The 20,600-nt window shown below is 65.6% G+C and carries 19 protein-coding genes; 3 read left to right on the top strand and 16 right to left on the bottom strand.

The genetic code is table 11. The annotated features are described in order from the left end of the window. Positions 1-4: 4 nt before the first annotated feature. The 3 genes from VH499_RS11945 to VH499_RS11935 are packed head-to-tail and all read right to left on the bottom strand — an operon-like array spanning position 5 to position 5,600. Positions 5-3,304: an error-prone DNA polymerase gene (locus tag VH499_RS11945; protein ID WP_332052956.1), complete on the bottom strand. Its 3,300-nt coding sequence runs from the start codon at positions 3,302-3,304 to the stop codon at positions 5-7. Between the two features lie 6 nt (positions 3,305-3,310). After that, the gene (locus VH499_RS11940; protein WP_332052955.1) at positions 3,311-4,981 is read right to left on the bottom strand and encodes a DNA polymerase Y family protein; all 1,671 of its coding nucleotides are present in this window, start codon (positions 4,979-4,981) and stop codon (positions 3,311-3,313) included. After that, positions 4,872-5,600 carry an inducible mutagenesis protein A gene (locus tag VH499_RS11935; protein ID WP_332052954.1) on the bottom strand — a complete coding sequence of 243 codons (729 nt, stop codon included), beginning with the start codon at positions 5,598-5,600 and terminating at the stop codon, positions 4,872-4,874. Before VH499_RS11935 ends, VH499_RS11940 begins: the two co-directional genes overlap by 110 nt. A 291-nt stretch (positions 5,601-5,891) precedes the next feature. Here VH499_RS11935 and VH499_RS11930 point away from each other — a divergent pair, with 291 nt between their 5' ends. After that, positions 5,892-6,722, top strand: a complete 831-nt coding sequence (locus tag VH499_RS11930) for an MBL fold metallo-hydrolase (protein ID WP_332052953.1) — start codon at positions 5,892-5,894, stop codon at positions 6,720-6,722. A gap of 51 nt (positions 6,723-6,773) precedes the next feature. On the opposite strand, the gene rpiB is transcribed toward VH499_RS11930, so the two are convergent. From rpiB to VH499_RS11915, 3 genes are all read right to left on the bottom strand, one after another. Beyond that, positions 6,774-7,235, bottom strand: coding sequence for a ribose 5-phosphate isomerase B (gene rpiB / locus VH499_RS11925; protein ID WP_332052952.1), 462 nt, complete (start codon positions 7,233-7,235; stop codon positions 6,774-6,776). Between the two features lie 99 nt (positions 7,236-7,334). Next, positions 7,335-8,360 (bottom strand): histone deacetylase family protein, encoded by a 1,026-nt coding sequence (locus tag VH499_RS11920; RefSeq protein WP_332052951.1) that lies wholly within the window; start codon positions 8,358-8,360, stop codon positions 7,335-7,337. Next, positions 8,357-9,529, bottom strand: a complete 1,173-nt coding sequence (locus VH499_RS11915) for a CaiB/BaiF CoA-transferase family protein (RefSeq protein WP_332052950.1) — start codon at positions 9,527-9,529, stop codon at positions 8,357-8,359. The genes VH499_RS11920 and VH499_RS11915 overlap by 4 nt, the downstream gene beginning before the upstream one ends. 158 nt (positions 9,530-9,687) lie before the next feature. On the opposite strand from VH499_RS11915, the gene VH499_RS11910 reads away from it, so the two are divergent. Continuing rightward, on the top strand, positions 9,688-10,857 hold the full coding sequence (locus tag VH499_RS11910) for a benzoate/H(+) symporter BenE family transporter (protein ID WP_332052949.1): 1,170 nt from the start codon (positions 9,688-9,690) through the stop codon (positions 10,855-10,857). Positions 10,858-10,885: 28 nt separating this feature from the next. On the opposite strand, the gene VH499_RS11905 is transcribed toward VH499_RS11910, so the two are convergent. Next, positions 10,886-11,440: a carboxymuconolactone decarboxylase family protein gene (locus VH499_RS11905; protein WP_332052948.1), complete on the bottom strand. Its 555-nt coding sequence runs from the start codon at positions 11,438-11,440 to the stop codon at positions 10,886-10,888. A gap of 87 nt (positions 11,441-11,527) precedes the next feature. Between VH499_RS11905 and VH499_RS11900 the strand changes: the two genes are divergently transcribed. Beyond that, the gene (locus VH499_RS11900) at positions 11,528-11,854 is read left to right on the top strand and encodes a helix-turn-helix domain-containing protein (RefSeq protein WP_332052947.1); all 327 of its coding nucleotides are present in this window, start codon (positions 11,528-11,530) and stop codon (positions 11,852-11,854) included. 279 nt (positions 11,855-12,133) lie between these two features. Here the strand turns inward: VH499_RS11900 and VH499_RS11895 are convergent, their stop codons facing one another. The 9 genes from VH499_RS11895 to VH499_RS11855 all read right to left on the bottom strand — a co-directional run bounded on the left by VH499_RS11895 (position 12,134) and on the right by VH499_RS11855 (position 20,523). Next, a complete protein-coding gene (locus VH499_RS11895; protein ID WP_332052946.1) occupies positions 12,134-12,922 on the bottom strand; it encodes an ABC transporter permease in 789 nt (262 codons plus the stop codon). Next, positions 12,922-13,758, bottom strand: a complete 837-nt coding sequence (locus tag VH499_RS11890; protein WP_332052945.1) for an ABC transporter permease subunit — start codon at positions 13,756-13,758, stop codon at positions 12,922-12,924. Before VH499_RS11890 ends, VH499_RS11895 begins: the two co-directional genes overlap by 1 nt. Before the next feature lie 27 nt (positions 13,759-13,785). Further along, positions 13,786-14,790 (bottom strand): ABC transporter ATP-binding protein, encoded by a 1,005-nt coding sequence (locus VH499_RS11885; RefSeq protein ID WP_332052944.1) that lies wholly within the window; start codon positions 14,788-14,790, stop codon positions 13,786-13,788. A gap of 1 nt (position 14,791) precedes the next feature. After that, complete coding sequence (locus VH499_RS11880) at positions 14,792-15,871, bottom strand: polyamine ABC transporter substrate-binding protein (RefSeq protein WP_332052943.1); 1,080 nt, start codon at positions 15,869-15,871, stop codon at positions 14,792-14,794. A gap of 16 nt (positions 15,872-15,887) precedes the next feature. After that, positions 15,888-16,589 carry an ABC transporter ATP-binding protein gene (locus VH499_RS11875; RefSeq protein ID WP_332052942.1) on the bottom strand — a complete coding sequence of 234 codons (702 nt, stop codon included), beginning with the start codon at positions 16,587-16,589 and terminating at the stop codon, positions 15,888-15,890. Then, the gene (locus VH499_RS11870; RefSeq protein WP_332052941.1) at positions 16,589-17,341 is read right to left on the bottom strand and encodes an ABC transporter ATP-binding protein; all 753 of its coding nucleotides are present in this window, start codon (positions 17,339-17,341) and stop codon (positions 16,589-16,591) included. The genes VH499_RS11875 and VH499_RS11870 overlap by 1 nt, the downstream gene beginning before the upstream one ends. After that, complete coding sequence (locus tag VH499_RS11865; protein ID WP_332053106.1) at positions 17,334-18,302, bottom strand: branched-chain amino acid ABC transporter permease; 969 nt, start codon at positions 18,300-18,302, stop codon at positions 17,334-17,336. The genes VH499_RS11870 and VH499_RS11865 overlap by 8 nt, the downstream gene beginning before the upstream one ends. Before the next feature lie 24 nt (positions 18,303-18,326). Then, complete coding sequence (locus tag VH499_RS11860; RefSeq protein WP_332052940.1) at positions 18,327-19,241, bottom strand: branched-chain amino acid ABC transporter permease; 915 nt, start codon at positions 19,239-19,241, stop codon at positions 18,327-18,329. Positions 19,242-19,341: 100 nt separating this feature from the next. Continuing rightward, the gene (locus VH499_RS11855; protein WP_332052939.1) at positions 19,342-20,523 is read right to left on the bottom strand and encodes an ABC transporter substrate-binding protein; all 1,182 of its coding nucleotides are present in this window, start codon (positions 20,521-20,523) and stop codon (positions 19,342-19,344) included. Positions 20,524-20,600: the final 77 nt, after the last annotated feature.

Genomic DNA, 20,600 nt, shown 5'->3' with positions numbered 1-20,600 from the left:
AGGATCAGTGGAAATCGCGTGAAGCGATGCGGATCGTCGGTCGATCGAGCGCGATCTGGCTGCGGTCGTAGGTCTTCTTCTTCACGGGCAAGCTTTTGGCGGCGCGATAGTGCGTGGCGTCGGCCTGCGGGGTTTGTGTGCGGGGATCTGGCCGGTCGGCGCGAACGGCATCGTTGCGCGCCATGAGCAGCCGGAAGTTCTCGTCGACGTCGGCAATGCGGTCGAGCTCGGACGACCAATCCCACAGCCGTTCCGCGACGAGATGGATCACAAGCCCCTCGCGTTGCACCTGACCGCTGACGCCAAGCAGGCGCGATCCCATGACGATGCGGCGATGCGCGTCGAACACCTTGGGCCAAACCACAAGATTGGCGATGCCGCATTCATCCTCGATGGTGACGAACACCACGCCGGAGGCGGTCCCGGGCCGCTGCCGCACCAGCACCAGCCCGGCGAGCGTGAAACGGTCGCCATTGCGGGAATCGAGCAGGAGATCGCTGCGCGAGACGCGCCGTTCCGACAGCATCGGTCGCAGGAGCGACACGGGATGGGCACGCAGCGACATCGAGAGGGTGGCATAATCGTCCACTACCTGTTCGCCGAGCGTCAGCGCGGGCAGGGTAACGGCAGGTTCGGCATCGCCTACCGGCCGCGCGTCCAGCAACGGTAGCGGCGCATCCGAGAAGGCGCGCACCGCCCACAATACGTCGCGCCGCGAGAGGCCCATCGACGCAAAGGCATCGGCGCGGGCCAGAGTCAGGATCTGGCGCCTGGAGAGGCCGCCGCGCCGCCACAGATCGGCCGGATCGCGATAGGGCGTAGTGCGGCGCTCGACCATGCGTTTCATGTCGGCTTCAGCGAGGCCGGTGATCTGGCGGAAGCCCAGCCGCAACGCGCAGCGCCGGCCGTCGGTCTTTTCCAGCGTGCAGTCCCAGTCGCTGGCATTCACGTCGGGCGGCCTCACTTCGACATCGTGCGCTCGTGCATCGCGCACGAGCTGGGCCGGCGCATAGAAACCCATTGGCTGCGCATTCAGGAGCGCGGCGGCGAACACCTCGGGGAAATGATATTTCACCCAGGACGAGACATAGACCAGGATGGCGAAGCTCGCGGCATGGCTTTCGGGAAAGCCGTATTCGCCGAAGCCCTCGATCTGCTTGAAGCAGCGCTCGGCGAACTCGCGCTCGTACTCGTTGGCAACCATGCCCTTGATGAAATCGTCCTTGAGCCTGTGGATCGTGCCGGAACGGCGAAAGGTCGCCATTGCGCGCCTGAGCTTGTCGGCCTTGGCCGGGCTGAAGCCCGCTGCGACGATGGCAATCTGCATCGCCTGCTCCTGGAACAGCGGCACACCCAGGGTTCTTTTCAGGACACTCTCGATCTCCGGCTTGGGATAGACAACGCGTTCAGGGTTGGCGCGGTTTTTCAGGTAAGGATGCACCATGCCGCCCTGGATCGGGCCAGGCCGCACGATCGCCACTTCGACCACGAGGTCGTAATAATCCTTGGGCTTGAGCCGTGGCAGCATCGACATCTGCGCCCGGCTCTCGACCTGGAACACGCCAATGGAGTCGGCCCTGCACAACATGCCATAGACATCCGGATCGGTCGGCCGCATGTCGAGCGAGGGACGCGTGCCGTAATGCTGTTCGATCAAGGCAAAAGCCTTGCGCAGGCAGGTGAGCATGCCGAGCGCGAGCACATCGATCTTGTAGATGCCGAGTGCATCGAGGTCGTCCTTGTCCCATTCGACGACGGTACGGTCTTCCATTGCCGCGTTCTGTATCGGGATCAATTCGTCGAGCCGGCCCTCCGTCAGCACGAAGCCGCCGACATGCTGCGAGAGATGACGCGGAAAACCGCACAGCGTCGCCGACAGTTCGAGCGCCAGGGCGAGCCGCGGATCCTTGGGATCGAGACCAGCCTCGTGTACATGCGCGACATCGACCCCGCCCGAGCCGATGCCCCACACCGTGTCGGCCATCACGCCCAGCGTGTCGGGCGAGAGGCCGAGCGCCTTGCCGACGTCGCGAATGGCACTGCGGCTCCTGTAGGCAATCACGGTGGCCGCGAGCGCCGCACGGTCACGGCTCCATTTCCCGTAAATCCATTGGATCAGCTCCTCGCGGCGTTCGTGCTCGAAGTCGACATCGATGTCGGGCGGCTCGTTACGCTCGTTCGAGATGAAGCGCTCGAACAGAACCTCGGTTTCGTCGGGATTGACCTCGGTAATGCGCAGGCAATAGCAGACCACGGAGTTGGCGGCCGAGCCGCGGCCCTGGCACAGGATGCCCATCTCGCGCGCTTGCTTGACGATCTCGTGCACCGTCAGGAAATACTGCGCGATTTCCTTCTTTGCGATCAGAGCGAATTCGTGCCGGATCGTCTCTGCGATGTCGGGAGGAATCCCTTCGGGGTAGCGATCGACCGCGCCTTTCCAGGTCAAGCGCTCGAGCTTCTGCATCGGCGTCTCGCCGCCTTCATACTCGACCGGATACTGGTAGCGTAGGTCGGTCAGTTTGAATTTGCAGCGTCCGACGATCTCTTGGATGCGCTCGACCGCATGGGGATGATTGCGGAAGAGGCGCTCCATCTCCTCCGCCGCTTTCAGGTGTCGCTCGGCTGAGGCGAAGCGTCGGAAGCCCAGCTCCTCGACCGTGCAATTGAGGCGAATGGCGGTCAGAACATCCTGCAGCGCGCGCCGCTCGGGCACGTGATAGTGCACGTCGTTGGTGGCGACGAAGCCGACCTTCATCTGGGCCGCAAGATTGTCGAGATATGCTAGGCGTCGTGCGTCGTCGCCGCGAAACAGCATGTTTCCGGCGAGATAGCAGCGGTCGCCGAACAGTCGCGCCAGCCGGCGCAGCTTGTCGTGGAAAAGAGGATCGTCAATGCGCCGCGGTGGCAGCACGATCGCGATCAGGCCTTCGGCATGTTCGGTGAGGTCGTCGAAGGTGAGGGCGCATTCGCCCTTCGCTGCCCGGCGGTTGCCGACCGTCAGGAGACGCGACAGCCGCTTGTAACCTTCGACGTCGACCGGATAGGCGAGCAGCGAATAGCCGTCCCGCGTCTCCAGGCGCGCACCAACCAGGAGCTTGATCCATTTTTCCGCCGGTGCCGGGTCGTCTTCGTAATATTCCTTGATCGCCGACCAGGCGCGCACGACGCCCGCCAGGGTGTTGCGGTCGGCAATGCCGATGGCGTTGTGGCCTAGCTCGATCGCCCGATAGACCAGTTCGCCCGGATGCGAGCCGCTGCGCAGGAAGCTGTAGTTGGTCGTGACTTGCAGCTCGGCGTAATGCATGGCCGATCACGCGCAAAATCCGTGGAGGAACCATCTGGCGGCATTGTGCGGGCCGTCGCGGAACAGCCAGAAGCGGCCGCCATCGTCGTCCTCGACGCGGTAATAGTCGCGCGCCGGCGGCATTGAACTGGCCAGTGCATACTTGCCATTGGAGCGCGGCCGCCACCATTCGTCGGCCAGCCGCTCCGGCCCCTCGACACGGACGACGCGATGGGCATGGCGACGCCATTGGAATTGTCGCGGCGGATCGTCGGGCAGCAGCGCAGTCACACTGACCAGCTCGGGTCGTTGCAGAAGCCGGGTCGGTCGCGCGCCCTTCATCGAGGCGAGCCGCGCCCAGGCACCCTCCGGTACCGGCTTGGCAGAAATCGGCGCCGTCGTTTGCACGCGCTCCGGCAGATGACTGTCGCGCGGGACGAGGCGCACGACATTCTCCGTGCCCAGTCGCAGCGCCAGCCGATCGGCAAGATCGATCGTGCCATCCTCATTGCCGAAAGAAGTGCCGGCGGCGTCCGTGTCGGGCAGGAGATCCTGCGTGCCGCTCCATTCCTCGACTTCCGGCGCGGCCAGAATCATCAGCTCGACGCCGAAGCCGGGATCGAGTTCACCCAGCTTCTCCCCGAAGAGCTTCATGAGCCTGGGGTTGTCGCGATTGGGGCGGCTGGTGCCGATTCCGGTGCGATCCACCGAGCCGTCGACGCGATAGAGCGCGATCTCGAGCTTGCGCGCACCGACGCCCGCCTGCTCGAGCTGCCTGCAGAGTGCAGCCAGGAGCCGGCTGGTCGCGGCGGCGATATCCTCGGGCCGGCCGATCGGCTCGGCGAAGGCAAGGCGCGTGCGGAAGGCAGGCGGTACACGGCGCGGCTCGATCGGTTCATCGACGCGGCCCAGGGCCTGGTCGAGCCGTGTGAGTGGCTGATCGCCAAAGCGTCGCGCCAGCGGCGCCCGCGGCAAAGCGTAGAGATCGCCGATGCGGCGCAGACCGAGCTTCAGGAAGGTCTCCAGGATAGGCGTATTGAGCCGCAGCCCGTCGACCGGCAAGGGAGCAAGCGCTTCGCGCTGACCATGACGCGGACAGAAGAGATCGGCCTGGCGTTCGGCATAGCGGGCCAGCGCCCAGGCCGCGCCCGCCGTGTCGGCCATGGCGGCGCGGCAGGTGAAATCGTGGCGCGCCAGACGCTCGACGAGATCGGTCAGCAGCGCGCGTTCGCCGGCCTCGTCCTCGCCGAAGAGATGACCGCAGCCGGTGACGTCGAGCAGTAAGCCGGCATCGCCGCCAAAGCCGCCGGCACTGCAAGCCTCGAGGCGGCCGTCCGCATCGGGTTCGGCGATCGCAGCCCCCAGCGGATCGAGCGCGACCCAGGGCGTGTAGCGATCGCACCAGTTGGCAATGGCTTCGAGCAGGCGACGATCGGCTTCCGACTCGACGCCCGCCGTGACGAGATCGGGCACCAACGTGCGCGCATCGGCAAGTCGCATATGCGGGCGCAGGCCGGCGGCACGGGCATGGGCGTTGAGGGCCGCCAATCGCGGGCAGCCTTCGAGCCAGACGACCGTGGCGGCGGCCCTAGCCGACCAGTCTTTGGCGGTTTGGGTCTGTCCGGGCGATTCCGGCCGGGGACGGGCCAGCCGATCCGTGGCGAGCTTGGGGAACCACAGCGAGATGATGCGTTTCATCGTTCCACTCCACGAGCCAGGACGGCATTTCCTCGGTCGAGGGTGTGCCGAAACGGTTGCGCCTGAGTTCGATGTGCCAGCGCGCGATGCCGGGATCGGCCAGTCCCGGCGCAGTCGAGGGCAAAGCGGCTGAGGCGACCCGCCAGCGCGTCGTGCAGACGCTTTGCGGCGGTGCGGGCTGAGGGCGCAGCAGGAAGGCGGGCACACCGTTCTTTTCGGCGGCAAGCGAGAGCCGGCGGCCGGCGGTGGGATCGGCCGCGCGGGTCTCGCCCAGCACGGCGGCGATGCCGGGTGCGCGCAGTCCTTCCTCCATCGCCCAGAAGAGATCCTCCTCGCGCCGGGCAGTGACCATCAGCAGCCGTGCCGGATCGAACCAGGCAGAGAGGGCCGGGGCATAGGGTGGAGCGTCGAGCGTACCCAAAGGTTGGCGGCACCAGAGGATCGTGCCTGGTCCGAAACGACCGATGAGACAGGCGGCAAAGCCCAGGGCAGCGCCATCATGGGACGCAATGCGGCCGGAGGGGGCGGGACCCGCTTCGATCTCGTGCAGGGCGCCGGTCAGCATCCCCCCTTCCGGCAGCAAGGCATCGATGGTCGCGATACCGGTTGGAACGGCCATCCGGCCCGTCCTTTGGATGCTATGGGCACGTTCCAGCCGGCGGACCTGCTCCCTCAGCGTCGGCAGAACCTGTCCCTGCTGGTTGGCTGCAGGGGAAGCAAGGACGTTCGGGGAAATGACAGACATTGCCCCCTCGGACTGTTCTCTCAGAGTTGCGGATAAATAGTTCCTGTTTTGTTCTAGTCACCTCTCTTTGAAGAGTCAACGGGAGGCTGGAAGGCGTTCGGGCTGGCCTACCCCTGCTTTTGACCCGAAAGTCCGTCATTCAGCTATCCCGCGCGAGGTTCTTCCATGGCCCTGCGACTTTCCCTTACCGCCCTGATTGCCGCCGCCTTGGCCCTGCTGGCCGGACCGGCGCTGGCGCGCTGCTCCAAGAACCTCGTCGAGGAGTTCAGCCCACGCCTGCAACGCGCCTCGTTCGATGACGGCTTGCGGCTGGCCGACGGCCCGTCGCCCAACCGCGCCATCATCACCTTCCTCGGGCATGCCAGCTACCAGATCGACACGCCGCAGGGCGTGCGGGCCATCACCGACTACAACGGCATCAACGGCTTCGGCCGTCATCCCGACATCGTCACCATGAACAACGCCCACGGCACGCATTTCACCGACGAGCCGGAGGAAGGCATCACCTACGCCCTGCGCGGCTGGCCGCGCGAAGGCGAGACCGAGGCTCGGCACGATATCACCCTGAAGGACATGCGGGTCTGGAACGTGCCCACGAATGCACGCGACTGGTCGGGTGGCGTGCGCATCAACGGCAACTCGATCTTCATCTTCGCCGTCGGCGATCTCTGTCTCGCCCATCTCGGCCATTTGCATCAGCGCCTGACGCCCGCGCATCTCGAGGCGTTGGGCCGCATCGACGTGTTGATGGTGCCGATCGACGGCGCCTACACGATGGGCGTGCCGCTGATGGTCGATGTCGTGAAGCAGATCGAGCCGAAGATCGTTTTGCCCATGCACTATTGGGGCCGTGCGCAACTCGACAGGTTCGTGACCCTGCTGGCGCCGCTGGAGCCCGCCTTCGTCTGGCCGGACAAACCCACGATCGAGGTCGCGAAGGAGGAGCTGCCGGACAAGCTCACCATCATCGCCGTGGGCGGTGACGGCGGCGGCTGACGGAGGATCGCTGGAGTTCGCCGGTTGCGATCTCTCGCTCCCTCCGCCGGTTCACTTGTCGATTGGTTGTCGTTCGGCATCCATGTCGGCGAGCTTGGCGACGCGGCGACGAAACTCCTCGGATGTCGAGAATTTGGCGTCGAGATAGGCCGCGATCAGATCCTTGGCGAGCCACGGGCCGACGATCTGCGCGCCGATGCACATGACATTGACGTCGTCATGCTCCACGGACTGATGCGCCGAATGCACGTCATGGCAAACGGCGGCACGTATGCCCTTCATCTTGTTGGCCCCGATCGAGGCACCGACGCCGGTGCCGCACACCATCAGCCCGCGCTCGGCCTGTCCGGAAGTAATGGCTGCCGCCACCTTGCGGGCGACGTCGGGAAAGTCGACAGGCCGGGGGTCGTAGGAGCCCACGTCCAGCACGTCGTGGCCAAGCTCGCGAAGGTAGGCCAGCAACTCCGCCTTCATGGCAAAGCCGGCATGATCGGAGCCGACAACGATCTTCATGAGCGTATCCTCCGGGGTTCATGGGCCGAGATGGAGTTGCAGCAGCCCAAGGTGGTCGCGCCCGTCGCACCCCGCGGAGTCGAGATCGCCGCGGTCAAGCTAGCGCCCGGCGTCGAAGCCTGAAAGGAATTGCACGAGATTGCGGCCCAGATCGTCGCTGAGATAGCCGCCCTCCTGCACCAGCACCGTAGGCAAGCCGAGAGTGGCGATCTTCCGCGCCATCGAATGGAAGCCGGCGCCAGTGACCTTCAGGCCCTGCAACGGATCGCTTTCGCTGGCGTCGAGGCCCAGCGCGATCACGAGCGCCTCCGGTGCGAACTGCCCAATCCGCGTCAGCGCCGCCTCGCCCGCCGCAAGCCAGGGCTCATCGCCGGACCCGACCGGCAGCGGCAGGTTGAGGTTGAAGCCCTGGCCCGCCCCTGCGCCGACCTCGTGGGCGTGGCCCCAATAGTATGGGTAGTAGTGGGCAGGATCGGCATGGATCGAGACCGTGAGCACGTCGGGCCGCTCATAGAAGATGCCCTGCGTGCCGTTTCCGTGATGGACGTCGACATCGAGGATCGCCACGCGCGGGTGCCTGCCGCGCAGGCGCTGCGCGGCGACCGCCGTATTGTTCAGGAAGCAGAAGCCGCCGGCCATGTCGGCATAGGCATGGTGCCCGGGCGGACGGCACAGCGCGTAGGCCTCGCGGGCGCCGCCGAGCACGAGGTCAGCGGCCGTCGTCGCGACCTCGCTCGCGGCGAGCGCGGCCTCCCAGGTGCCGGGTCCGATGGGACAGGCGAGATCGACCTGATGCCAGCCGGCGCGGCCGGCCAGCGCCTTCGGATAAGTCGCGGGATAGCGCGCCGGGTGGACGTTGGGCACCACCTCCGCCGAGGCATTCGCGAGCTTCACCCACTCGAGCGCTGCGATTTGCAGGAAGTCGAGGTAATCGGGCGTATGCACCGCTGCTGCCGGGCCCATACCATGGACTTTGGCGGCGATGACCTCATGTCCCGCTCCCTGTGCGGCCGCCAGCAGGCGTATCGCACGTTCGGGTTGCTCGGCGCTGCGCTGCTTCACGCCGCGCACGAAGAAGGTCTGCGGATCGTGGACGGCGTGCTTGTCGGAATAGACGATCTTCATGCGGTGGCGATGGCCTTGGCCTCCCGGAGGGCGGCGATCTCGGCATCGCTATAGCCCACTTCACGCATGATCTCGACAGTGTGCTCTCCGATCGCCGGTGCCTTGCGCCGAGTGTCCACCCGTGCGTCGGAGAGCTTGAGGGGATTGTTGGCCGATCTTACCGGGCCGAGACCAGGATAGTCGATCTCCAGCACGCTGCCGCGCGCCTTGGCATGTGCGTTCGCCACCACGTCGCTCACCTTGTAGGCGGCGGAGCAGGCCATGCCGGCCGGAATCAGCCTGTCCAAGAGCTCGTCCGCAGTATGCTCCAGGAAGTGCGCCTCGATCATGGTCTCGAGGATAGGGCGATGGGCGACGCGGTCGGCGTTGGTGGCAAAACGCCTGTCCTCGAGCCAGTCCTTTCGGCCGAGCGCTGTGCAGAATAAGCGCCAGAAGGCGTCGTTGGTGCCGGCGATGAAGATCGGCTGTGTGCGCGTCGGGAAGACGCGCAGCGGACAGATCAGCGAATTCGACGTGCCCATGCGCTCGGGATCCTCGCCGGTCAGCCCATGGTTGGTGATCCAGTGGCTCATCATGTGCATGCCGACATCGAACAGCGACAGGTCGAGTCGTTGGCCCTTGCCGGTCTTGTGGCGGCCGAGCAGCGAGAAGGCGATGCCGGCGGCGCAGAAGGCGCCGGTGCAATAGTCGATCGGCGCGGTGCCCACTCGGCACATCTCGCCCTGATAGGGTCCGGTCGCGTCCATCAACCCGATCTCGGCCTGGATGCAGGGGTCGTAGCCCGCGCGGCGAGAGTAGGGGCCGGTCTGGCCGTAACCCGAGATCGAGGCATAGACGAGCCGCGGATTCTCCTTCGCGACGAGGTCCCAACCGAAACCAAGCTTGTCGATCACGCCCGGCGTGAAGGCCTCCATGAAGACGTCGGCCTTGCGCACCAGCCTCATCAGCACCTCGCGGCCGCCTGGTGTGCGCAGATCGAGCGCGAGGCCGCGCTTGTTGCGGTTCATCGACGGCACCCAGGCGCCGCCGAAATGCGGTCGGAAATGCTCGCCCTGAAGCGGCTCCACCTTGATCACATCGGCGCCCATGTCGCCCAGCATCTGGCCGGCGGTGGGCCCTGCGATCACCTGCGTGAGATCGAGGACAAGGGTATCCGAGAGAGGCAGCATGCAATGAACTTCCTCCGCCGGGCACCCTTGCAAGCGAACGGGAGAAAGCTCAAGCGCTGCATTTCGCTCACTGGCATTTATTTCGCCCGCCGTTATGGTCACCGACCCAAATTGTCTGGAATGCGCACATGACCGTCGGCGGGCCGGCGCAAATCACGATGAGATCGAGGACATCGGGTCTGGTGTCCGTCGCGACGGCCGCGCTGGTGGCGACGGTGGCCGGCGTGGGCGGCACGTTGCCGATCGTGCTGGCGGCGGCACAGGCCGTCGGCGCCACGCCGACGGAAGCGAGCTCATGGGTGTCGGGCCTCGGCATCGCCACGGCCCTGAGTGCGCTCGTGCTGAGTGTCCGCTATCGCATGCCGATCATCACCGCGTGGTCGACACCCGGCGCCGCTCTGATCGCCTCGACCGCCGGCGTGCCGGGTTTTCGCGCTGCCGTTGGCGCTTTCATCCTGTCGGCGGTGTTGATCCTGTCGACGGCGGCGATCCGGCCGCTCGGCCGCCTGATCGAGAGGATTCCAGCCGCTATCGCGGCGGCCATGCTGGGCGGGATTCTGTTGCGCCTGGTGGTGGCGATGTTCGAGCAGGTGCCGCATCAGCCGCTGCTGGTCCTGTCGATGATCGTCTTGTTTTTGCTCGCCCGGATCCTGCTGCCGACTGTCGCTTCGCTGATCGTGCTGGTCGCCGGCGCAGCGCTCGCCTGGTCGCTCGGTCTGGTGAAGCCCATTCCTGCGCTCGGTGTCTCAACGCTCATGATCGAGAGCCCGAGCTGGGATGCACCGACCCTGATCGGACTCGGCGTGCCGCTCTACCTCGTGACCATGGCATCGCAAAATCTGCCGGGCTTCGCCGTTCTGCGCGCCTCGGGCTACCAGCCGCCGACCCAGCCCGTGCTCGCCGTCACCGGTGCGGTCTCGCTCGGCACCGCCTTCCTTGGCGCACACACCTCGAACCTCGCCGCCATTTCCGCCGCGCTGTGCACCGGCCCGGATGCCCATCCCGACCCGGGCAAGCGGTGGCTGGCTGGTCCGTTCTATGCGCTGTGGTGGGGCCTGATTGCGCTGTTCGGCGCCTCGCTGGTCGGCCTGTTCACGGCCCTGCCGCCGGCGCTGCTGGCGACAGTGGCGGGCACAGCGCTGCTGGGCTCGACGGCGAGTGCCATGGGGGCGGCGCTCTCGGCCGATCAGGATCGTCTCGCTGCCGCCGGCACACTTGCCGTCACCGTCTCGGGCATCACTTTGATGGGCGTCGGATCCGCCTTCTGGGGCCTCGTGTTCGGTCTCGCGATCCTGGCGATCGACCGGTTGTTGAAGGTCCGGAGGTAGTCGGCTGCGCACCGGCGCATCGCCGAGGTCACGGCGAGCGGGCGTCGGGAAAGCGGGCGGCGTAGGACTCCAGCGGCAGCCGCAGGCCGTTACAGAGAAAGCTGATCGTGTGGTAATAGCCCGCCAGGGCGATGGCTTCGAGGATTTGCGCTTCGTCGAAATGTGCGGTCAGGCTCTGCCATGTTCCATCGCCGATCGTGCGTTGGTCGACCAGATCATCGACCAGCGCCACCAGCGCCTGTTCGGGAGGCGACCAGCAACCGGCCGCACCGTCGCCCGTAATCGTGGCGGCGATCTCGACAGGGCCAAAGCCCACCCGCTTCGCGAACAGAGCGACGTGGACGCCCCATTCATATTCGCAGCCAAGGCGCGCTGTCGTGCGGTCGATCACCAGCTCGCGCTGGCGGAGGCCAAGCGCGCCCTTGTCGAGCAGGCCGCCGGCAAACAGCTTGGCGAAGATGCGTGGGTTGCGCGCCATGGTGCGGAACAGGACCAGCGGCTCGAGGCCCGGCGGCATGATGCGCTCCAGGGCTTCGGCGATGGCGGGCGCGTGAGGCGGTTGAGCGGGGGCGATCCGGGACATGGAGGTACTCCGTCGGTTTTGCTACAGTTCTGGTAGCACTAGCCGAGATCGGTACGCTACATAAAATGTAGTAACGGAGTGAAATTGATGGTGAAACCGATTGTGCCGGGACGTCCTGTGCGCGGCTCGAAGACCGGCCGGCCGATCATGCTGCTGCTCGACCTCCTGGGCCGCCGCTGGGTGCTGCGATTGATCTGGGAGCTGCGCGAGGAGCCCAGGCGCTTTCGTGCGCTGCAGGCGGCGACCGGTGCCAGTCCGACGATCGTCAACTCACGGCTGGCGGAGTTGCGCGCCGCGAAGCTGATCGAACTGGACGAGGCAAGCGGCTATCGGCTCACGGCCCTGGGCAGCGAACTGCTCGACCTGTTCCTGCCGCTGCATGTCTGGTCGGAGAAATGGGCACGACGTCTATAGCTGGCAACGATAGCCGACCGATGCCCTTCGAGGAGTATCTGCGAGAACCGCACAACGGGAACGGCCAAGTTGGGGTCTGGCCTGACTGATGCGACCCGCGATGGCCGCTCCCGGCGCGTCATTCGTGAGTTCCGCTATGCCGATGCCCGAATGCTTGCACCAGCAATCATCGCGGCACGCTGGCCCGGTGGAAGCATCAAAACCTCCGCGTCGGATGCGAGACAATTATCCAGTCACGAAGCCGACTGCTTGTCAACGTCGCAGAAGATGAAACGAGGACTATCTCCGGCGGGTCAGCCGGGCAGAGACGGCGAGCGCCGCCGCGGCCACGGCGACGATCAGCGTGGCGAGCACGTTGATCTGCGGATCGACGCCCAGGCGTACGCTCGAATAGACCCGCATCGGCAGGGTTTGCGTCGCTGCGCCAGCCACGAACTGGGTCATGATCAGATCGTCGAGGGAAAGGGTGAAGGCGAGCAGCCAGCCCGAGCCGATCGCGGGCGCGATCAGCGGCAGGGTGATGGTCCGGAAGGTGGACCAGGGCGTGGCGCCGAGATCCATCGCCGCCTCTTCCAGCGAGCGATCGAAGTCGGCCAGCCGGGCCTGAATGACGATGGCGACGAAGGAGAGCGAGAAGGTCGTGTGGGCGACCACGATGGTGAGAAAGCCGCGATCCGGTCCGCCAAGGACCTGCTGCGAACCCACGAACAGAAGCAGCATCGAGATGCCCATCACGACCTCGGGCATGACCATGGGCGCGATCACGAGGCTGCCGAACAGCGTGCGGCCGGGAAAGCGCCCGACCCGAGCGAGCACGTAGCCCGCGGCAAGCCCGAGCAGCGCCGACAGCGTGGCGCTCACGAGCGCAATGCGCAGCGACAGCCAGGCAGCCGACAGCATGGCCTCGTTGTGGAGCAGAGCCTGCCACCAGTGCAGCGAAAAGCCGGCCCACACCGTCACCAGCCGCGAGGCGTTGAACGAGTAGACGATCACCAGCGCGATCGGCAGGTAGAGAAAGGCGTAGGCAAAGCAAAGTACCGTGAAGGCGAAGCGCGCGCGGCCGGCCATCAGGGGCGCTCCAGGCTCTTCGCCTGCTGGCGCTGGAACAGCGCGATCGGGCCCACCAGCAGCACCAGCAGGCAGATGGCCACGGCCGAGGCGATTGGCCAGTCGGCATTGGTGAAGAATTCGTCCCACAGCACCTTGCCGATCATCAGCGTCCCGGTGCCACCCAGGAGGTCGGGAATCACGAACTCGCCCACCGCCGGGATGAAGACCATCAGGCAGCCGGCGACGATGCCGGGCCGCGACAATGGCAGCGTGACGGTGAGAAAGCGCTCGATCGGCGTGGCGCCGAGATCGGCCGCGGCTTCGAGCAGGCTCCAGTCGAGCTTCTCCAGCGTGGCGTAGAGCGGCAGCACCATGAAGGGCAGGTAGCCGTAAACGATGCCGAGATGCACCGCCCACTCGGTGCCGAGAATGGTGCCGGGATGTGCGTCGAGACCCGACCAGCGCAGAACCTGGTTCAGGATGCCGTTCTCGGCCAGCAATCCCATCCAGGCATAGACGCGGATCAGGAACGACGTCCAGAACGGCAGCACGACCAGCATCAGGAGAATTGGCCGGCGCTCGGGTCGGGCACGCACGATGGCATAGGCCATGGGATAGCCGAGGAGCAGCGCGGCGAGCATTGAAGTGGCGGCGATGCGCAGCGAGCTCAGCCAGGCCGCGACATAGAGGTCATCGGTGAAGAGCAGCTTGAAGTTGCCCAGGTTCCAGCCAAGCTCGACCGGCGGCGCGGAGTCGGGGGCGTTGATGCCGAACGCGATCGCCAAGACCAGGACAAACGGCAGCAGGAAGAAGACGGCGAGCCAGAGGAACGGCAGGGCGATGACGGCACGCATGGTCAGGACGCCACCAACTGCTTTCGGCTACTCATGAAGGACCTGCCCGGCGTCGTTGGCCCAACCCAGCCAGACGTGCTGGCCACGGTGGAAAGCGTCCTCGCGGGTGCGGATCGTGTTCGCGCGCGAGACCAGCATTACCATGCTGCCCTTGACGGCGACGCGGTAAAGGGAGCGGTCGCCCTCGTAGGCGATGTCGACGACGTCGCCGGAAATGGCCTGTGCCGTGGCGGGCCGGTCGATCGAGAGCGCGATCTTCTCGGGCCGCAGGGCGAGCCAGCGGCCATCGCCGAGATCGAGGATATTGGCGATGCCGATGAAATCGGCGACGAAGCGCGAGGCCGGATGTTCGTAAATCTGGTGGGGCCTCCCGACCTGCACGATGCGGCCGCCGTTCATGACCGCGAGGCGGCCCGCCATCGACATCGCCTCCTCCTGGTCGTGCGTGACCACGATGAACGTGAGGCCGAGCTGCTCCTGCAGACGGACGAGCTCGAAACGGGTGCCCTCGCGCAGCTTGCGGTCGAGCGCGGCCAACGGCTCATCGAGCAGCAGGAGCTTCGGCCGCTTGACCAGAGCGCGCGCCAGCGCCACACGCTGACGCTGGCCGCCGGAAAGCTGTGCAGGCCTGCGCGCGCCAAGTCCTTCGAGCTTGACCAGCGACAGCGCTTCGTCGATGCGCGCTTCGATCTCGCGTTTCGCCGTTCCCTCGCGCCGCAAGCCGTAGGCGATATTCGCCGCGACGTCCATGTGCGGAAAGAGGGCGTAGGACTGGAACATCATGTTGACCGGCCGCAGATGCGGCGGCACGCCTGTCATGTCCTGTCCGTCGATCACGACGCGTCCAGCATCCGGTGTCTCGAAGCCCGCCAGCAGGCGCAGAAGCGTGGTCTTGCCGCAGCCCGAGCCGCCGAGCAGCGCGAACAACTCGCCGCGGCCGACCTCCAGATCGACGCCAGCCACGGCTTCGACTTCGCCGAAGCGCTTGGCAAGCCCCTCGATCCTGACGAGCGGTCGATCTACCGGGGGCAATTCATCGTCCGGTCTTGATCGCGGTCCAAAGCCGGGTGCGTGCGCGCACCTCCTCGGCGTTCGCGGCGGTGATGGAATAGAGCCTGGCCCGCACTTCCGGCGGGGGATAGACGGCGGGATCCTGCGAGATGGAGCTGGCGAGAAGCGGCGTAGCGGCGGAATTGCCATTCGCATAGCCGGTAATTGCGCTCGACGCCGCGGCGACCCTGGGGTCGAGCATGAAATCGAGGAACCGATAGGCCTCGTCGGGATGCGGCGCATCTTTCGGTATCGCCGCGACATCGATCCAGAGCATGGCACCCTCCTTGGGAATGGAGTAGGCGATGTCGCGCTTCTCCGCCGCTTTCGCGGCACGGTCGCGCGCCTGCAGGATGTCGCCGGAATAGCCGAACGCGAGGCAGATATCGCCGCCGGCCAGGGCATTGATGTACTCGGAGGAATGGAACTTGCGGATGTATGGGCGGACCGCCTTGATCACCTCGGCTGCCTTCTTCAGGTCCGCTGTCTCCTTGGAGTCGGGATCCAGGCCCAGGTATTTCAACGCTGCGGGAAGCACGTCTGTCGCGCTGTCGAGCACCATCACGCCACAGTCGACGAAGCGCGATACGATCGCAGGATCTAAGATCATGGCGAGCGAGTCGACGGGGGCGTTGGCCATGCGCTTCTTGATCGCCGCAACATTGTAGCCGATGCCGACCGTGCCCCACATCCACGGGATCGCGTGAGCGTTGCCGGGATCGTACCTGGCGAGCCGCTCCATGATTCCGGAATCGAGATTGCCCCAGTTCCTGAGCCTCGACTTGTCGAGCGGCAGGAAGAGGTTGGCGGCGAGCTGACGCACGAAGAAGGGCGAGGCCGTCGGCACCACGACGTCATACCCCGAATGACCCGTCCGGAGCTTGGCATCGAGGATCTCGTTGGAGTCGTAGGTCGTGTAGTTGACCTTGATGCCGGTTTCCTTGCTGAAGATCTCGAGCTGGTCTTCGGCGATATAGTCCGACCAGTTGTAGACATCGACCCTCTGGGCAAAGGCGGGACCGGCGAGGATAGCCAGCAGGCAGACGAAAAAACCAAGACGCATCGCAAGCTCCGCTTGATCAAACGCCGAGATACCTGTGCTGCGAGGCGCTGTCGAGGGCGAGAGCCTGCGAGCTGCCGGACCAGACGACGCGGCCCTTTTCGACGATATGATGGCGATCGGCGAGGCCGATCAGGGCGGCGACGTTCTTGTCGATCACCAGGATCGCCTGGCCCTCGGCCTTGAGCCGCCGCAGGCACGACCAGATTTCCTCGCGGATGAGCGGGGCCAGACCCTCGGTGGCCTCGTCGAGAATCAACAGCCGCGGGTTGGTCATCAAGGCGCGGCCTATCGCCAGCATCTGTTGCTCGCCGCCGGACAGCTGGTTGCCGCGATTCCTCATCCGCTCGGCGAGCCGCGGGAAGAGGCTGAACACGCGCTCGATCGTCCACGGATCGCGTTGCCTGCTTCGGTTGGCCGACGCAGCGATCAGGTTCTCGCGCACCGACAGGTTGGGGAAGATCTGCCGGCCTTCCGGCACCAGGCCGAGACCGAGACGGGCAATACGGAAGGACGGCAGCCGATCGAGGCGATGGCCGTCGAATTCTACGATGCCACGGCGCCCCGGCAACAATCCCATGATCGCATGCACGGTCGTCGTCTTGCCCATGCCGTTGCGCCCCATCAGGGTCACAACCTCGCCAGCATCGACCGAGAGCTCCATGCCGAACAACGCCTGGCTTGCGCCATAGAAGCCCGTGAGCTCATGCACCCGCAGCATCACGGCGCCTCCCCGCCGAGATAGGCCTGGCGCACGGCGGCGTTGTTGCGAATCTCGTCGGGCGACCCCGAGGCGATGGCACGGCCATAGACCAGCACGGTGATGCGGTCGGCGAGGGCAAAGACTGCGTCCATGTCGTGTTCGATCAGCAGCATGCCGCAACGCTGCTTGAGGCCGCGCAGCAGCTCCACCATGCGCTGCGACTCCTCGACGCCCATGCCGGCCATCGGCTCATCGAGCAGCAGCAGTTTCGGCTCGCCCGCAAGGGCCATGGCGATCTCGAGTTGACGCTGCTCGCCATGGCTCAGGGCCGAGGCCAGCGTCTCGCCACGGCGACCGAGGCCGACCGCTTCGAGGCCCTCTTGGGCGCGGTCCCGCAAACCACGATCGCGGCGGACATCGGCGAGAAAGCGGAAGGAGTGACCGTCGTGCGCCTGGACCGCGAGCGCCACATTGTCGAGTGCGGTGAAGTCGCGCAACACGGAGGTGATCTGGAACGATCGCGCGAGGCCGAGGCGCACGCGCGCGTCTATCGGCAGCCGCGTGACGTCGCGGCCGGCGAAGCGGATGGTGCCGAAATCCGGCCGCAGATTGCCGGTGAGCTGGCCAACCAGCGTCGTCTTGCCGGCGCCATTGGGGCCGATCAGGGCATGGATCTCGCGCGGCATCACGTCGAGCGCGACATTGTCGGTGGCGATCAGGCCGCCGAAGCGCTTGACCAGCGCCTGCGCCTGAAGAAGCGGCTCAGGCATGACGCCGGCCCAGCAGGGAATCGATCCCGCCGCGCGCATAGAGGGCGATGATCACCAGGAGCGGGCCGAAGACGATCTGCCAGTATTCGCCCCACCCGCGGTGCAACAGATCGAGCAGTGGCGGCAGAAATTCCTCGACGGCAAAGAAGGCGATGGTGCCGTACAGCGGGCCGAACAGGGCGCCGATGCCGCCCAGCACGACGATCACGATGAGGTCGCCCGATTTCACCCACGACATCATGGCGGGCGAGATGTAGGCGCCATCGTTGGCGAGGAGAATGCCGGCAAGTGCCGCGAAACCGCCGGCGATCGCGAAGGCGGCGAGGCGATAGCGGAAGACCGGGAAGCCGAGCGCCATCATGCGCAGCTCGTTCGATCTCGCGCCGCGCAGCACATGGCCGAAGCGCGAGTGGACAAGGCGGCTGCAGAACCACAGCGTGGCGCAGAGCAGCGCAAAGCAGAGCCAGTAGAACGCGGCCTTGTCGCGCAACTCGATCAGGCCGGGAAAACGGCTGCGGCTGATGTTGAGACCGTCGTCGCCGCCATAGGCGGCAAGGCCCGAACTCAGATAATAGACGAGCTGCGCGAAGGCGAGCGTGATCATTATGAAATAGACGCCGCGTGTGCGGAGCGACAGCGCACCGATCAGGGTCGCCCATGCGACGGCGACGACGATGGCGACCGGCCATTGCATCCAGCCGCTCTCGTAGCCTTCGGCCGAGAGGATGCCGACGGCGTAACCGCCGATGCCGAGAAAGGCCGCGTGGCCAAAGCTCACCAGGCCGCCGTAGCCAAGGATCATGTTGAGGCTCACTGCTGCAATCGACCAGATGACGATGCGGGTGCCGACCGAGAGCAGGTACCGCTGGTCGAAGGCCTGTGTCAGCAGCGGCAGGACGGCGAGCAGGAGCAGCAGGAGCACGGTAATGATACCGCGCGGCGTGCGCCAGGGAGCGGGCATGAGACGAGCAGGCTGCTGCACGCCTCAGCTCCGTTGCCCGAACAGGCCGGTCGGCCGCCATACCAGGACGGCGGCCATGACGAGGTAGATCAGCACCTGCGAAATCGCGGGCGCCGCGGCGGAGGCGCTGGCAGCGCCCATGAAGGTCTTCAGGAAGTCGGGCAGGAAGGCGCGGCCGACGATGTCTATCTGGCCCACGACCATGGCGGCAACGAAGGCGCCCTTGATCGACCCGATGCCGCCGATCACGATGATCACGAACGCCACGATCAGGATGTCGTCACCCATGCCGATCTTCACCGATGCGATGGGTGCGGCCATCAGGCCCGCGAGACCGGCGAACACCGCCCCGAGACCGAACACCAGGCTGAACAGCAGTTCGATATTGACGCCGAGCGCAGCGATCATGCGGCGGTTCGAGGCGCCGGCCCGGATCAGCATGCCAAGCCGCGTGCGTGCCACCAGCCACGCGAGCACGACCGCGACGACGAGACCCACCGCGATCAGCGCGAAGCGATAGGCGGGATAGGGGACGCCGGGCAGGATGTTGACGGTGCGGTTGAGGAAGGCCGGCACGGCGATGCTCTTGCCGTCCGGCCCCCAGACCGCGCGCACCAGCTCGTTGAAGAACAGGATCAGGCCAAAAGTGGCAAGCACCTGCTCGAGATGATCGCGGGCATAGAGTCGCCGCGCCACCGTGACCTCGACGATCACGCCAAGCAGGAAGCAGGCCGGCAGGGCGAGAAGCGTGCCCAATACGAAGGAATCCGTCCAGCCGATCAGCGTCCAGGCGAAATAGGCGCCCATCATGTAGAGCGAGCCGTGCGCGAGGTTGACGAGATCCATTATGCCGAAGGTAAGCGTGAGACCTGCGGCGAGCAGGAACATCAGCAGGCCGAGCTGGACACCGTTCAGCACCTGGATCAGCAGATAGTCCATTTCAGCCCGTAGCCGTCATGTCATTCGTCGACGACCGCAGCCGCCCCAAACGAAACGGGAGCGCGATGGCGCGCTCCCGTCGCCGGTCGCGGCCGAAACCTCACTTCATCGCGCACTTCTGATAGTACGGATCCTTGCCATCGGTGACTGCGGTGGCGATGGTCTTCACGGTCATCTTGCCGTCCGCGTCCTTCACCGTCTCCTGGATGTAGAAGTTCTGGATCGGGAAATGGTTGGTGTTGAACTTGAAGCCGCCACGCAGCGACTTGAAGTTGGCCTTCGCGATTTCCGCCCGGACCTTCGCCTTGTCCTTCACGTCGCCCTTGAGCGCCTCGACCGCCGAGGCGATCAGCATGATCGCATCGTAGCTCTGGGCGCCATAGTAGGAGGGGTAGACGCCGTACTTTTTCTTGAAGTCCGCGACGTATCGCTTGTTCTGCTCGTTGGGCAGGTCGTTGACCCATTCCTGGGCGCCCAGTGTGCCGAGGGCCAGCTCGCCCTGCTGCGGCAGGGTGATGGCGTCGATCGAGAACACCTGATAGAGCGGGATGGTCTTGCTGAGACCGGCCTGCACGTATTGCTTCAGGAACTGAACGCCGTGCGCGCCGGGATAGAAGATGAAGATGCCCTCGGGCTTCACCTGGGCGATCTTGGCGAGCTCGGCCGAGAAGTCGAGCTGGTCGGGCCACTTGGTGTAGTCCTCGCCCTCGATCTTGCCCTTGTAGGTGCGCTTCACGCCCGCCAGCATGTCCTTGCCGGCAGCATAGTTGGGGCCCATCAGGTAGAGGTTCTTCACGCCCTTCGTGTTCAGGTATTCGCCCATCGCCATCGGCGTCTGGTCGTTCTGCCACGAGGTCGAGAAGAAATTCTTGTTGCAGAGCTCGCCCGCGATCTGCGACGGGCCGGCATTGGCGCCGATCAGGATGGTGTCGCCCTCGTCGACCACGGTCTTGAGCGAGGCAAGCAGCACGTTGGACCAGATGTAGCCGGAAACGAAGTCGACCTTGTCCTGCTGGACGAGCTTCTCGGACTTCTGCTTGCCGACGTCGGGCTTGAACTGGTCGTCCTCGTAGACGATCTGGATCGGCTTGCCCGCCATCTTGCCGCCGAGATGCTCGACGGCGAGATCGACCGAGCGGCGCATATCCTCGCCGATCGCCGCCTGCGGGCCGGAGAACGTGCTGACGAACCCGATCTTCACGCCCTGTTGCGCGAGCGCCGGCGGCAACCCGAATGCCAGGATCGCCGCGACCGCCGCAGCCCCCACCAACGTGCTTTTCATACCCCACTCCCTGTTTCGTTTGATCGTTATAGAAGCCGAAAACGTGATCAGTGTCATCCCGAGCATGGGACGAAGAC

It is taken from the genome of Reyranella sp. (assembly GCF_036558665.1).
In the GTDB taxonomy this organism is placed as follows: Bacteria; Pseudomonadota; Alphaproteobacteria; order Reyranellales; family Reyranellaceae; genus Reyranella.
This window is presented reverse-complemented; position numbering and strand designations above follow the sequence as displayed.